The sequence below is a fragment of the Planotetraspora kaengkrachanensis genome (assembly GCF_016862895.1).
GTDB lineage: Bacteria > Actinomycetota > Actinomycetes > Streptosporangiales > Streptosporangiaceae > Planotetraspora > Planotetraspora kaengkrachanensis.
The window spans coordinates 98,645-112,349 of the sequence record NZ_BONV01000008.1; the positions used below are offsets into that span (position 1 = coordinate 98,645).

13 protein-coding genes are annotated in these 13,705 nt (G+C 70.5%); 5 read left to right on the forward strand and 8 right to left on the reverse strand.

The features are described 5' to 3' along the window. Positions 1-45: 45 nt before the first annotated feature. The 5 genes from Pka01_RS12140 to Pka01_RS12160 all read right to left on the reverse strand — a co-directional run bounded on the left by Pka01_RS12140 (position 46) and on the right by Pka01_RS12160 (position 6,176). Positions 46-1,461 (reverse strand): cellulose binding domain-containing protein, encoded by a 1,416-nt coding sequence (locus Pka01_RS12140; protein WP_203882795.1) that lies wholly within the window; start codon positions 1,459-1,461, stop codon positions 46-48. 76 nt (positions 1,462-1,537) lie between these two features. Then, positions 1,538-2,824 carry a beta-N-acetylhexosaminidase gene (locus Pka01_RS12145; RefSeq protein ID WP_203882796.1) on the reverse strand — a complete coding sequence of 429 codons (1,287 nt, stop codon included), beginning with the start codon at positions 2,822-2,824 and terminating at the stop codon, positions 1,538-1,540. A 72-nt stretch (positions 2,825-2,896) separates the two neighbouring features. Continuing rightward, the gene (locus tag Pka01_RS12150) at positions 2,897-3,721 is read right to left on the reverse strand and encodes a carbohydrate ABC transporter permease (protein ID WP_203882797.1); all 825 of its coding nucleotides are present in this window, start codon (positions 3,719-3,721) and stop codon (positions 2,897-2,899) included. After that, on the reverse strand, positions 3,718-4,806 hold the full coding sequence (locus Pka01_RS12155; protein ID WP_239114921.1) for a carbohydrate ABC transporter permease: 1,089 nt from the start codon (positions 4,804-4,806) through the stop codon (positions 3,718-3,720). Before Pka01_RS12155 ends, Pka01_RS12150 begins: the two co-directional genes overlap by 4 nt. 95 nt (positions 4,807-4,901) lie before the next feature. Further along, positions 4,902-6,176, reverse strand: a complete 1,275-nt coding sequence (locus Pka01_RS12160) for an extracellular solute-binding protein (protein ID WP_203882798.1) — start codon at positions 6,174-6,176, stop codon at positions 4,902-4,904. A 134-nt stretch (positions 6,177-6,310) separates the two neighbouring features. Here Pka01_RS12160 and Pka01_RS12165 point away from each other — a divergent pair, with 134 nt between their 5' ends. Beyond that, complete coding sequence (locus Pka01_RS12165; protein WP_239114922.1) at positions 6,311-7,045, forward strand: GntR family transcriptional regulator; 735 nt, start codon at positions 6,311-6,313, stop codon at positions 7,043-7,045. Positions 7,046-7,068: 23 nt separating this feature from the next. Here the strand turns inward: Pka01_RS12165 and Pka01_RS12170 are convergent, their stop codons facing one another. Together Pka01_RS12170 and Pka01_RS12175 are read right to left on the reverse strand one after the other, a co-directional pair. Beyond that, entirely contained in the window at positions 7,069-8,466 is a 1,398-nt protein-coding gene (locus tag Pka01_RS12170; protein WP_203882799.1) for an aldehyde dehydrogenase family protein, read from the reverse strand. Beyond that, on the reverse strand, positions 8,463-9,740 hold the full coding sequence (locus tag Pka01_RS12175) for a glycosyltransferase (protein ID WP_239114923.1): 1,278 nt from the start codon (positions 9,738-9,740) through the stop codon (positions 8,463-8,465). Before Pka01_RS12175 ends, Pka01_RS12170 begins: the two co-directional genes overlap by 4 nt. A 103-nt stretch (positions 9,741-9,843) precedes the next feature. On the opposite strand from Pka01_RS12175, the gene Pka01_RS12180 reads away from it, so the two are divergent. The 3 genes from Pka01_RS12180 (at position 9,844) to Pka01_RS12190 (ending at position 12,606) form a co-directional block, all read left to right on the forward strand. Further along, a complete protein-coding gene (locus Pka01_RS12180; RefSeq protein WP_203882800.1) occupies positions 9,844-10,467 on the forward strand; it encodes a TetR/AcrR family transcriptional regulator in 624 nt (207 codons plus the stop codon). A gap of 87 nt (positions 10,468-10,554) precedes the next feature. Continuing rightward, a complete protein-coding gene (locus Pka01_RS12185) occupies positions 10,555-11,640 on the forward strand; it encodes a hypothetical protein (RefSeq protein ID WP_203882801.1) in 1,086 nt (361 codons plus the stop codon). Positions 11,641-11,658: 18 nt separating this feature from the next. After that, positions 11,659-12,606: an SIS domain-containing protein gene (locus tag Pka01_RS12190; RefSeq protein ID WP_203882802.1), complete on the forward strand. Its 948-nt coding sequence runs from the start codon at positions 11,659-11,661 to the stop codon at positions 12,604-12,606. A 52-nt stretch (positions 12,607-12,658) separates the two neighbouring features. On the opposite strand, the gene Pka01_RS12195 is transcribed toward Pka01_RS12190, so the two are convergent. Next, on the reverse strand, positions 12,659-12,892 hold the full coding sequence (locus Pka01_RS12195; protein ID WP_203882803.1) for a hypothetical protein: 234 nt from the start codon (positions 12,890-12,892) through the stop codon (positions 12,659-12,661). A gap of 178 nt (positions 12,893-13,070) precedes the next feature. Between Pka01_RS12195 and Pka01_RS12200 the strand changes: the two genes are divergently transcribed. Further along, positions 13,071-13,703, forward strand: a complete 633-nt coding sequence (locus Pka01_RS12200) for a MerR family transcriptional regulator (protein ID WP_203882804.1) — start codon at positions 13,071-13,073, stop codon at positions 13,701-13,703. Positions 13,704-13,705: the final 2 nt, after the last annotated feature.

The following is a 13,705-nucleotide window of genomic DNA, read 5'->3' on the forward strand; positions in this document are numbered from 1 at the left end:
GCTCGCGCGCCCCGAATACGCGCGAGCCGAGCCTGTCAGCGCCGGTCAGGCGGCCGGAACCGTGTCGACCCAGGTGGTCGACGCCGTGCGGTAGCCGTTGACCCGGTTGGTCACTTCACTGGGCGCGACGACCTCGTTCTTCGCGTGGTAGAACCAGTCGACCTGCTGGACGTACGTGCGCGGGGTCGGGCTGCCGATCTGGCCGCCGCTGATGAACCACAGGTTGAAGTTCACCGACTGCATGGTCTCCGGGTAGTAGACGCCGCCGTGCTCCGCGAAGAGCGCGCCGTCGATGTAGTACCTGATCGTGCCGCCGGACACCTGCAGCACCAGGTCGTGCCAGCCGTTGTAGCTCTGCCGCAGCTCATTGTGGACGTTGACGGCCAGCCAGGGCTCGTTCTGGTAGGTCTCCCACGAGGTGGCGTACATGATGTTGGACGGCTCGCCCCAGCCTCCGTTGGGCAGGTACTCGAAGTCCTGCTCGCTGTAGTCCGGGTCGAGGTCCCGGTTGAGCGGCGTGATCGTGAAGAAGGTCTGCACGATGGCGTCGCCGTCCGGACCGCTGACGGGCGCGTCGGAGAACTTCAACCGGGCGGCGTAGGTGCCCTCGAGGAACTTGCGCTGGTTCAGGACCTCCGACTGCTGGGTGCCGGAACCGGTGCCGTCGGTGACCGACTTGAGCTGCAGGGCCTTGTTGGAACCGGATACGACCGGGAAGGAGACGTTCTCCTTGGGCCAGGAGGCGCCGGGGATGCCGGGGCCACCCTGGTTGGTACGGATAGTCCAGTTGTGCGCGTTGATCCGCGTGTCGTTGGCGTCGGTGTAGGAGAAGTCGTCGAACACGACTCCCGCGTTGCCGCCCGTGGGCGGCGGGCTGGGCGACGTGGGGGGTGTGGGGGTCGGCGTCTGCGTCGGGTCGCCGCCGGCGGGGGCGTCGCCCCAGACGAGCGTGCCGTTCTGGTAGGCGGTCACCTTCGTCCAGTCCCCGTAAGTGGTCCTGGAGGCGCCGAAGGAGTAGTCGTCGCTCTGCGTGATCCGCTGCCAGTCCGCGCGGTAGAAGCGCAGTTGCAGGTCGCTCGTCTGGGCGCCCGGAGCCAGCGTGCCCGAGGTGAAGCCCACCTCGAGGTAGCGGTCGGCGGTCGCCGTCCCGGGTGAGATCGTGCCGAACGTGCCGGTCACGGTCGAGCAGGAGACGACCGCCCACGAGCAGGCGAAGCGGTACTGCTGGGTCGGCGAGTCCGCCTTGAAGTAGTAGCGGATCTTCACCGAGCTCAGCGGCACTGCGGCGGTGCCGCTGTTGATCAGGTTGAACCACGGTTCGACCTGGTCCGCCGTGGCCCCGGCGGCGCTCGTCTTGTACTGGACGCGGAGTGAGGTCGCGGCGTCGGCCGGAAGGGCGGCCACGCCGATGAGAGCGAGGGCGGACACGAGCCCGCCGGCTAACCACTTCTTGCTGGACACTGTCGTCCTTTCCTTGGGTGCGGTCCCCCGTGGTCTGTGGTCCCCCTGCTCCCCGTGTGCGCGGCCGCCCTGGCGTCTAGGGGATGAGCGGCCCGACCCGGACGCCCTGGGCCTCCAGCCGGGCCAGGTGCGGATTGAGCCGCTGGAGGAAGTCGGAGTAGTCCCCCGCGGATCCCCAGGCGACCTCGGCGAACGCGCAGAGCCGGGGAAAGGCCTGACGCTCGACGTCGGACGGCGTGGGCATGTACTCGGTCCACAGTTGAGCCTGGACGCCGAGGATCCGCCCGCCCGCCCGCTCGGGGGCGGGGGGCGGGTCGAAGTGGTAGGCCTCGGAGAGCGACAACACCCGGTCGGGCGCGAACGGCCCCGGCTCGAGAGCGGGCGGATAGTCGAGGTAGGTGCGCAGGTGGGGGGCGAGGACGACGTCCCTGCCCTCCAGCGTCGCCTGCGGGCCGCTTTCCTCGTCGAGCCAGGTCATCGTGGTCGCACCCGGCGGGCCGTCCGCCTTCTCGTACCAGTAGACGAGCCTCCTGCCGTGGGCGGCGAGGTGCTCGGCCATGCGCGCGGTGATCCAGGCCCGCGCCGCGTGCGCGCCCGGCAGGCCGAGCTCGCGGAGGCGTTCCTGTGCCCGCGGCGTGCGCTCCCACTCGCCGGGCAGGCACTCGTCCCCGCCGACGTGCACGTAGTCGTCGGGGAACAGTTCGACGACCTCGTCCAGCACCTCGTGGAAGAAGGCGATCGTCGACTCCTCGAGGTTGAGCGTGTGCTCGCTGATCCCCCACCGGTCCCAGACGCCGAGCCGTCTGCCCGGATCGTTGCCCAGATGCGGGTAGGCGGCGAGCGCGGCCTGGACGTGCCCGGGCAGCCCGATCTCCGGGACGACCCGCACGAACCTGTCGGCCGCGTACGAGACGATCTCGTGGATGTCGTCGTGGCTGTAGTGGTCTCCACTGACCTCGGTGAGCCGGGGATGCCGCTTGATCTCCAGGCGCCAGCCCTGGTCGTCGGTCAGATGCAGCTGCAGCACGTTCAGCTTGAGCTCGGCGATCAGATCGATCAGCCGCAGCACGAACTCCTTGGGCATGAAGTGCCGGGCGACGTCGAGCATCACGCCGCGCCACCCGAAGCGCGGGCCGTCCTCGATCGTCCCGTACGGCACTGCCGGGCCGAGTTGCCGCAGGGTCTGTCGTCCGTAGAACTCGCCGGCGGGCCCACCGGCGGTCAGCTCGATCACGCCGTCGGAGACGCTGAGGCGGTACCCCTCCGGTCCCAGGTCGCGTTCATGCGACAGCCGTACGGCGTTGTCGGTGTACGCGACGAAGCCCCCGAGGACGGCCAGTTCTCTTGGCCGCGGAATGATCACGTTGGGAATCCCTCCAGGCAGGATTGACGGGCGGCCCGGCGGTGGGCCGCACGATGACACACGAGCCGGGGCTCAGCCCTTGACGGCGCCGGCGATGAAACCGGTGGTCACGCGGCGCTGCAGGACCAGGAAGATGAGCAGGACAGGCACCATGAACAGGGTGGCGGCGGCCATCGTCGCGCCCCAGTCGGTGCCGAAGACGTTGCCGAACGAGGAGAGCCAGACGGGCAGCGTCCGGTCGTCCTGGTTCTTGATGATGAGGGCGTTGGCGAAGGCGAACTCGTTCCACGCGGTGATGAACCCGAACAGCGAGGTCGACATCAGGCCGGGCGCGAGCAGCGGGAGCACGACCCTGCGGAAGGCCACCGCCCTGCTCGCGCCGTCCATCTGGGCGGCCTCCTCCAGTTCCGCGGGGATCGCCGCGAGGAAGCCCCGCAGCGTGACGATGGTGAACGGCAGCGTGACGATGAAGTAGATGAGCGTGAGCATCGACAGCTTGTCGAGCATCCCCGTGTCACGGGCGATGATGAACATCGGGATCAGCAGCGCCTCCCACGGCGCCATCTGCGCGATGAAGATCATCAGGATGAAGGCCTTGCGGCCGCGCCAGCGCATGCGGGCCACCGCGAAGGCGGCGAGCAGTGCCACGGCGAGGGCCAGCAGCACGGCGGCGACGGAGACGAGCAGGCTGTTGCGCCAGAACAGGGCGAAGCCGTCGGCGCCGACCGCGGTCCTGAAGTGGTCGAGCGTGGGATGCAGGGGCAGGAACTGCGGGGTGTCGGCCTGGATGTCCCTGGTCGGCTTGAACGCGGTGACCGCCATCCAGTAGACGGGGAAGACCGACACCACGAGCACGCCGAGGGCCGCGATGTTCAAGGGCAGCCGGCGGAGCTTCACAGGCCTTCTCCTTCGTGCTTGTACATGCGCCTCAGGTGCGCGACCAGGACGACGAGCAGGATGAGCACGGTGAGCGTGGAGATCGCCGAGCCGAGGTCGTACTTGTGGAGCGACTGGGCGACCTGGAACGCGTACACCGGCAGGGTCGTGGTGGCGTCGTCGGGACCACCTTGGGTGATCGCCCAGATCTGGGCGAAGCACTTGAACACCCAGATCACCTCGAGCGACGTGATCAGCCCGAACAGCGGCCGCAACATCGGGAAGGTGACGCCGCGGAAGACCTGCCAGGTGCCCGCGCCGTCGATCCGCGCCGACTCGTACAGCTCGGCCGGGATCGTGGTCAGCCCCGCGTAGAGGGTGAGCGCCGCGAAGGGGACCGACTGCCACACGATGAGCAGCACCATGATGGCGAAGGTCGCCTGACCGTTCGCGAACCAGCTGAACCCGTCGAAGGAGTCGAAGCCGAGGGAGACGAGCGCCCAGTTGACGACCCCGAGCCGGGACTGGAACAACCACTGGAAGACGGTGGTCGCGGCGAGGACCGGGGTGGCCCAGGTGAGGACCAGGCCGCTCATCACCGCCAGCCGCATCCGGCGGCCGAGCCGGGCGATCATCAGCGCCGTGAACGTGGAGATCACCATGATGAGGACGACGTTGACCGCGGTCCACACGAGTGTGCGGCGGACCACCGTCCAGAACTCGGCGCTGCCGAGCACGTCCTGGTAGTTCTCCAGACCGACGAAGGCCGCCCCGCCACGGATCAGCTCGCCGGTCCGGAAGTGCTGGAAGGAGATCACCACGCTGCGCAGCAGCGGATAGAAGAGCAGGTACGCCGTGCCGACCACGGTGGGCAGGACCAGGAGGTACGGCCAGGCCGCGGCGATCGTCCGTGCGGCGCCCCGGCCCGAGTCCCTGCGCCGGGGGTTCGCCCCGGAGGGACGGGCCGCCGGAGTCCGGCGCGGCCCGCCGGAGCCCTCCGGCCCGGGAGGTGACGGCTCCCCGGCGCCGGGCCTGCGCCGCCCCGGCGGTGCGGAGATCCCGGCGGACGCCAACTCGCCGGAGGTTTGTGGAGCCTCGGAGGCCACGGCTTTCCTCTCACACACGGGCCTGCCCGTTCCGCCCCCGGGAAGGGAGGAGGGGGGCGGAACGGAACAGGCTGCTCTCTCAGGACACCGGGCTCTCAGGACTTGGTGTTGAGGATCTCGCCGATGGTCTGCGAGGCCTTGCCTGCCTCCGCGGCGGCGTCACCGGTGAGCGCGGCGGTCATGTACTCCTTGATGACGTTCTTGGCCTCGACCGCCGCCCAGTTGGGCGAGTTCGGCGTCGCGTGGCCGTTCGCGGCGCCGACCGCCATGGCCGCCGCGCCCTCGCTGCCGCTCAGCACGCCGGCCAGCGACACGCGGTTGGGCACGTACGACATCTCCTTGGCCATGTCGGTCTGGAACTTCTCGCCGGCGAGGGCCTTGACGACCTCGTAGGCGGCGTCCTGGTTCTTGGACGCCTCCGGGATGATCAGGTCGGAGCCGCCGGTGAACACCGCGCCCGGCTTGTCCGCGGTCTTGCCCGGGATCGGGAAGAACCCGAGCTTGTCCTTCAGGGCGGGGTTGGCCTTCTCGATCGCGACCGCGCCGCCGGGCGCGGAGATCAGCTGCGCGACGTCGCCCTTGGCGAAGACGTCGGCCTGCGGCGGGTTGGCCTCGTCGGAGTCGCGCGGCCCGTCGCCCAGGGACTGCAGCTTCTTGTAGAAGTCCATGCCCGCGAGCGCCTGCGGTGTGTCGAGGCCGCCCTTCCAGGTGGTCCCGTCGCTGGCGGCCAGGTCGCCGCCCTCGTCCCAGATGAAGCCCGCCAGGGTGTACCAGTTCTGACCGGGGAGGTAGATGCCCTGGTCGCCGCCCTTGTTCAGCTTGGTGGTGACGTCGATCCACTCGTCGCGGGTCTTCGGCGGCGCGGTGACGCCCGCCTTCTCGAAGAGGTCCTTGTTGTAGATGACGACGCGGTTGGCGGCGTACCACGGGACGCCGTACTGCTTGCCCTCGATCTTGCCGGGTTCGGAGAGGCCCGGCAGCCAGTCGGTGCCGCCGAGCTCGGCGACCTTGTCGGTGAGGTCCTTGACGCCGCCGCTCGCCGCGTACTCCGCGACCTGGGTGTTGCCGACCTCGATGACGTCGGGGGCGTCGTTGCTCGCGAGCGCGCTGGTGACCTTCTGCCCGATGCCGTCCCACTCCTGGATCTGGACGTCCAGCGTGGTGCCCGCGTGCGCGGCCTGGAAGTCGGAGGTGAAGCGCTGGACCAGCGCGTCGGAGATGCTGTCCCGCATGATCCACACGGTCAGCTTGGTGGAGGCGGTGCCACCCGCCGAGCCGGGGCCCTGACCCTGGGTCTCGGTGGAGGAACTGCACGAGGTGAGACCGGCTGCGATCGTGAGCACCGCGGCCGCGGCGAGAAGGCGCCTCATGGCTACTCCCAGTGGTCATATATTGGTAAGTAATCTGCCTGTTGCGGATAGAGTGGTCTTAACCAGTTACGGCGTCAAGACCTATATTTCGCGGGAGATTCGGCAAACTGGTAAGGCTTTGGTAAGGTCGTGGCGTGACTCTGAACACGGGAGCCGGGCTGAAGCGCGACCGCGTGCGGGACTTCCTGCTGGACTTCGTCGCCGACATGAAGGCGGGCGAGGCGATCCCCTCCGAGCGGGACCTCTCCAAGGAGCTGGGAGTCTCCCGGCCGACCCTCCGCGCGGCGATCGACGACCTCGTCCGCTCAGGTGTGCTCGTCAAGGAACACGGCCGCGGCACCTTCACCGGCCCGCACCGGGTCACCCAGGCCCTGGCCGCCACTCCGAGTGGATCGTTCTACGCACCGCCCGCCGAAGGCCACTGGCTGAGCCGGATTCTGGAGTTCGGCGCGGCGCCGGCGGGTCCGCAGCTCGCCAGGCGCCTGCAGCTCGCACCCGCCGCACCCGTCCTGCGCGTGGTCAGGCTGCGCGTGGTGGACGACGAGCCGATGGCGATCGAGCGGCTCCATCTCCCCCATGCGCTGGTCGACGGGCTCGTTCCCGACGACATGGAGTCGGGCTCGTTCTACCGCGTGCTGCGCGAGCGGTTCGGGGTCGACGTGCGCAGCGCCGTCCAGACCATCGAGGCCACGGTCACCGACGAGACCGAGGCCGATCTGCTGAGCGTGCCCGAGCACTTCCCCGCGCTGATGGTCGAGCGCACCACGCGCGACGTGAGCGGGCGGATCGTGGAGTTCACCCGGTCGATCTACCGGGGTGACCGGTACCGGGTGACCTCCGAACTGCACTTCGACGCCGACTCGGGCTGACCCCTGGGGGGTGGTCAGTACACCTAGGCCGGGCGGAAGGAGTCGCGCGCCTCCGGTGCCGCGTGCTTGATCATCAGATGCCGGGTGACCGAGTACTCCTGCACCGCCTCCTGGCTCATGTCCTTGCCGAAGCCGCTGCCCTTGACCCCGCCGTGCGGAGCCTCCGACGCGATGGGGAGATGGTCGTTGACCCACGTCACCCCCACGTCGAGGCGGTGGGAGACGCGCAGCGCGCGCGACACGTCCGCCGACCACACCGACGAGGCGAGGCCGTACGGCGTGTCGTTGGCGAGGCGCACGGCCTCGTCCTCGCCGTCGAACGGGACGGCCACGAGCACGGGGCCGAAGATCTCCGACTGCACGATCTCGCTGGACTGGTCGGCGTCGGCGATGAGCGTGGGCGTGTAGTAGAAGCCGGGCCCGTCGATCGGCGCGCCGCCCCAGACGACCCGCCCCGAGGCGCGGCGCACGAAGCCGTCGACGCGGTCGCGGTGCTCGGCGGAGATCAGGGGGCCGATGTCGGAGTCCGCCTCCCACGGGTCGCCGGGCCGGACCCGGGACAGGGCGTCCCGCAGCGCCTCGACGGCCTCGCCGTACCGCGACCTGTCGATGTAGACGCGGGTGGCGGCCGTGCAGTCCTGCCCGGTGTTGTACGTCGCACCCATCACGACGCCCGCGGCCATGTGCTCGAGCGCCGCGTCCGCGAAGACCAGGGCGGGCGCCTTGCCGCCCAGTTCGAGGTGGACCCGCTTGAGGCCGTCGACCGCGCCGCGCATCACCGCCCGGCCGGTCTCGGTCGAGCCCGTCACGCTGACCATGTCGACGCCGGGATCGGTCACCAGCGCCTGGCCGACGTCGGCGCCGCCGGTGACGACCTGGAGCAGGCCGTCCGGCGCGCCCGCCGCCGCGAACAGCTCGGCGAGCCGCAGCGTGGTGCGCGGTGTCCGCGGGGCGGGCTTGATGACGACGGCGTTGCCGGCCGCGAGCGCGGGCCCCGCCTTCCAGACCGCCATGATGAAGGGGAAGTTCCACGGCGAGATCGACCCCACGACGCCGATCGGCCGCCTGACCAGGACCGACGTGTACCCCTTGCTGAGCACGCCGGCGCCGGTCCCCTCGAGCGACCTGGCCGCCCCGGCGAAGAACCGCAGGTTGTCGATGGCGAAGGGCAGTTCCCCGTCCCTGAACACGGCCGCGGGCTTGCCGGTCTCCTCGACCTCCAGGCGGGTCAGCTCCTCGGCGTCGCCCTCGACCAGGTCGGCGAGCCGCAGCAGCACCCGCGCCCGCTCTCCAGGCGTCGCCTCCCGCCACTGCTCGAAGGCCTCCCGAGCGGTCTGGACGACCGCCGCGACCTCGCCGGCGGGGGTGTCGGGGACGTCGGCGACCGTGCGCCCGTCCGCGGGATTGACCAGCGTGGTCATCGGCGTTCCACGACCTTCTCGATCACGTCGGCGGCGGCGCGCAGGCCGTCGCGGGTGCGGATGCGCTCGCCCTCCGCCTCCAGCCTCGAACGGAGTTCCGCGTCGCCCAGCAGCCGGTCCACGGCGCCCACCAGTTCGTCGTCGGTGAAGCCGTAGGTGTCCAGGCGGACGCCGTGTCCGGTCTCCGCGACCCGCTGCGCGTTGTCGTACTGGTCCCAGAACAACGGGAGAACGATCATGGGCTTGCCGAAGTGCAGCGCCTCGGTGGTGGTGTTGTTGCCGCCATGGGTGATCACGAGGTCGACCTGCGGGAGGATCTTCGTCTGCGGCAGGAACTCCGCACCCCACATGTTCGGGGCCAGTTCGATCTCCTCGTGCAGCGGCCCCTTGGAGACGATGTAGCGGTGCGGCGTCCCGGCGAGGACGGAGATGACCCGGCGCATCAACTCGACGTCGGCCGATCCGAGCGAGCCGAGGGAGAAGTAGACGAGCGCGCCCTCCCCCGGGATCTCCGGCAGGGTGAACGCCTCGTCCGTCTCCCTGACGGAGGAGTCGAGCCGCGTCCATGAGCCGCCGAGCGGCCGGTCGGCGACGTAGTCGATGATCTCGGGGTAGACGTAGAGGTTGGCGTCGCCCTCGTGGATGAACTCGAGGTCCGGAAGGGCGGGCGCGCCCTGCTCGACGACCCACTCGTTGAAGGAGGCCCACAGCTCGCGGTGGGTCCTGTCGTACTCGGCGCGGAAGTCCGCCCAGCCGGTCCCGTCTGCGGGCAGGCCCGAGAAGACCGGGGCGACGCCGGGTCCCTTCACCTCGAGCGGGTTGCACGACGCGATCCGCACGAACGGCACGCCCGCCGTCACCAGAGCGGGGAACGCGATGACGTTGTCCTCGACGATCACGTCGGGCCGCACGCGCCGGATGATCTCCTTGAGCTGCGGCTCGCAGTACTTCGCGCCGTCGGCGAGCGCCTCCCAGATCGGCTTGGTCACCGTCTCCAGCTGCTCCAGCGTGCTCTTGCGGTACTCGGGGGCCGTCTCACGGATGAAGTCCTTCCAGAACTGCCCCGGGTCCTGCTCCTCCTCGGCCGGCGGAGCGAGATCGACCAGGTCCTCCTCGAAGCCCAGCGCCTCCAGCTTCCCCTTCCACGACGCCTCGGCGGCGAACACCACCCGATGACCGCGCCGGCGCAGGACGTCGCCGATCCCGATGCAGTTGTTCGTCGGCCCGTAGGCGCTCTCCGGCATGAACAGGACGGTGAGTCGCTTGTCTGTCACGTGAGGGCTCCCTGAGTATGTTGAATCGAGATTCAAATACGCGGCGGGAGAACGCGTCAAGAGCTGTGGCGGAACACCGCGGACGCGGATGGATCGGAGTGAGATGACCCAGCGCAAGAGCAGGGCGGACCGCAGGGCCGACCTCGTCGACGCGGCCCGCAGGGCGGTGATCCGGCACGGCGCCGAGGGCGTGCACCTCAACCAGATCGCCGAGATGGCCGGTCTCACGTCGGGCGCCGTGCTCTACCACTATCCCGATCTGCGCGACCTGCTGACAGAGGCGCACCACGCGGGGATGGAGCGCTTCTACGAGCAGCGGATCAGGAAGGCCGGCGGCATCGCCGACCCGGCCCGCAAGCTGATCACCACGATCCGCTCGGGCCTGCCCGAGGGCCCCGAAGACGCCGGCGTCCGCCTGCTGTGCGAGCTGGGCGGCGCCGCCGGGCGCAACCCGGTGTACGGCTCGCTCCTCACCACGCTGTTCGACCGGCAGGTCTCGATGTACCAGGCGATCTTGGAGACCGGCGCCGCCCAGGGCGTCTTCACGCTGGCCGGGGACTCCGAGACCATCGGCCGCAACCTCGTCGCCCTCGAGGACGCCTACGGCTACCGCGTCATCGCCCGCCATCACTCGATCGACGCGGAGACCGCCGTGGAACTCGTCCTCGGCTACGCGCGGCTCGCGACCGGCCATCCGCTCGCCGCCGACGCGCCCGGGACCAGGTGAGCTCGTGTTGCGGCAGTGCGCGCAATCGTGCTTCCATCATGAGCCCTAGGCCAGGCTTCGCAGTTGAACCCCGATTCAGGAGATCCCGTGGAACACTCGCCGTGGCCGGTCGTCGAGCGGGGGCCGGACGGCACGATCACGCTCGCGGCGGGTGCCGGAGTCACCGAGTCGGTGGTGCGCGACCTGGCGAACGGCGCGGCCCCTCCGCCGCCTTTCACCGTCCGGACGCTCGCGCCGCTGCCCGCCGTGCCTCCCGGCGAACGGGCGATCACCGTCGACCAGACCAACCACTCGGTCATCGCGGGTGAGGCCGTGGTGGTCAAGTGGTTCCCCGCCCCCTCCCGGGCGCCGCATCCCGCTCCCGCCGTGCTCGCCCATCTCGCGGGCTTCGCCAGCGTGGCCGCGCCGTACGCCGTGATCTTCTGGGAGGACGCGCTGGTCGCCCTGGTCACGGCGTATCTGCCCGGCTCACGGGACGGATGGGAGTGGTGCGTGGACGAGGCGGCCGCCGGCCGCACCGGTTTCGCGTCCGACCTCGGACGGCTGGCGGCCGAACTGCACGCGGCGACCGCGGCTCCGTCGGCGACCTTCCCCGATCCCGTACGGCTCCCGCCCCGGCCCGACTTCGCGGCACGGGCCGAGGGAGCGTTGCGCGAGGCCCTGTCGCTCACCGACGGGGACGACGGCGACTGGCTGGCGCGTCACGCCGGCGAGTTGCGTGCCGAGTTGGCCCCGCTCGCCGGCGCGGGCCGTACGCCGCTGATCCACATCCACGGCGACCTGCACGTCGGGCAGGTCCTCCAGTGGCGGGGCGGCTACGCGGTGGTCGACTTCGACGGCAACCCGACGGTGGCGGAGGCGGAGGCGTTCCAGCCCGCGGCGCGCGATCTGGCGCAGTTGCTGACCAGCCTCGACCATGTCGGCCAGGTGACGGTGCTGCGCAGGTCGGCGGATCCCGCGGCCACGGCGGCCTGGGTGAGGTCCGCCAGGAGCGAGACGCGGACGGCCTACGAGAACGGCCTCGCGGACGCGGGCCGGGCGGACCTGCTCGACCGGTCGCTGCTCAGGCCGTTCGAGGTCGAGCAGGAATGCCGCGAGCTGATCTACGCGGCCCGGCACCTGCCGCGCTGGCGGTACGCCCCCATGGGCGTGCTGCGCGGGTGGTTCGCGTGATCACGACGAGGAGCGGATGTGGACGCTGAGCGGTTCTTGGCCGATCTCGAGGCCAAGCCGGAGGCGCTGGGCAGGCTGGCCGACCTCCTCGACGCCGCGGATCCGTTCAGCGGGCTGCCGGACGGCTTCGACCGGATCGTCTTCCTGGGAATGGGCAGCTCGCGGTACGCGGCGGGAGTGGCCGCGCAGAGGCTGCGCGCCGCCGGGGTCGACGCCGTCGCCGAGTACGCGTCAGCGTCGGCAGGAGCCCTCCCGGGACCGCGGACCGTGGCGGTCGTGATCTCGGCGTCGGGCGGCAGCCGGGAGACCCTCGACGCGCTGTCCCGCCACGCGGGGAGGTCGTTCGTCGTCGCGATGACCAACCGGCCCGGGTCCCCGGTCACGGAGGGCGCCGACCTCGTGGTGCACATGGCCGCCGGCGACGAGGCGGGCGGTGTCGCCTGCCGGACGTTCCAGCACACCGTGGCCCTCCTGCTCGCCATGACGGGCCGGGCAGGGGTCCCCGCTCTGGTGCGCAGGGCGGCCGAAGCCACCGCGGACCTGCTCGACCGGCGGGGCGACTGGCTGGACGAGGCCGCCCGTCTGCTTGACGGCCCGCACGGGGTGTACACCGTCGCCCCCGCCGAACGGCTGTCGTCCGCCGAGCAGTCGGCGCTCATGTTCCGGGAGGGGCCGCGCCGTCAGGCGGACGCCTGCGAGACGGGCGATTGGGCGCACGTGGACGTCTATCTGACCAAGACCTACGACTACCGGGCCATCGTGTTCCCTGGGTCGCGTTACGACGAGCAGGCGATGGAGTGGGTGCGCGAGCGGGGGTCGGCCGTCCTCACCGTGGGCGGGGATCTCGCCGGTCAGGCAGGCTCCGTCCGCTACCTTCACGACGACGATCGCGACGTGGCCCTGCTCACCGAGCCCCTGGTGGCCGAACTCGTGGCGGCGTCCTACTGGCGTGCGGCGCAGGCCTGAGCCGGGGAGCCGGCGGCCTTCTGGCGCAGGCCCCGCCCGGGGAGGGCGCAGGTCAGCGCCAGCCTAAGAGGGAGGCCGCGCCGTCGGGGACGTAGCCGTCGGATCCGGCCTCGCCTATCCACAGGATGTCGTCGTAATCGGCGAGCGGGCCGACCGTGTAGCCCATGGGCATGCGCGGCTGGATGGCGAATCTCACCTCGAGATCAGAGTCGTACCGTTCCAGCGCCTCGATGAGATCCCCCACGGTGTGGATGCCCTGCGTCTTTCCACGCCTGTGCCTGCCCATGGGTTCTCCGCGCGTTTCTCCGGTGCCCCGATCGGCCGGTGCCCGGAACGACCGGTGCTCAGATCAAGGGGTAGACGGAGCGTAGCCCATCGGCCGTGAGAGTGACCATGATTACCGGAGGCCCGGCGGCCACTCCCCACACAGACTGGATAGTCTGACTATCCAGTAGGATCGCCCCATGCGGATCTCCCAGTTGAGCGCGGAATCCGGGGTTCCCATCCCGACGATCAAGTACTACCTGCGGGAGGGACTCCTCCCGCAGGGCGAGCAGACGTCGGCGACCCGTGCGGAGTACGGCCCCGCCCACCTGCGCAGACTGCGCCTCATCCGCGCGCTCCTCGAGGTGGGACGCGTTCCCGTCGCGGCGATACGCACGGTGATCGAGGCGGTCGAGGACGAGCGGACCGACGTTCACACCATGCTGGGGACCGCCCACTATGCGCTCGCCTCCCGGCCTGAACCGCTCGCCGGCGACGAGGAGTGGGCGCGGGCCCGCGAGGACGTCGACCGGTTGATCGCGGATCTCGGATGGGGGGTCGGCCCGCTCGCACCCGGCCGCGACGAGCTCGCGCAGACACTCGTCACCCTCGCGCGCCTGGGCATGCCGGCCACCCACGCCGACCTGCTCGTCTACGCCCAGACGGCCATGAACCTGGCCCGCGACCACGAGATGGGCAAGATCCCCTTCGACGGGCCGCGGGACGCCGCGGTGGAGACACTGGTGATCTGCACCGTCATGTACGGCAAGGCCCTCGACGTCTTCCGCCGCCTCGCACAGGAGTCGGAGTCCGCCAGAATCCTGGGGGCGTGACG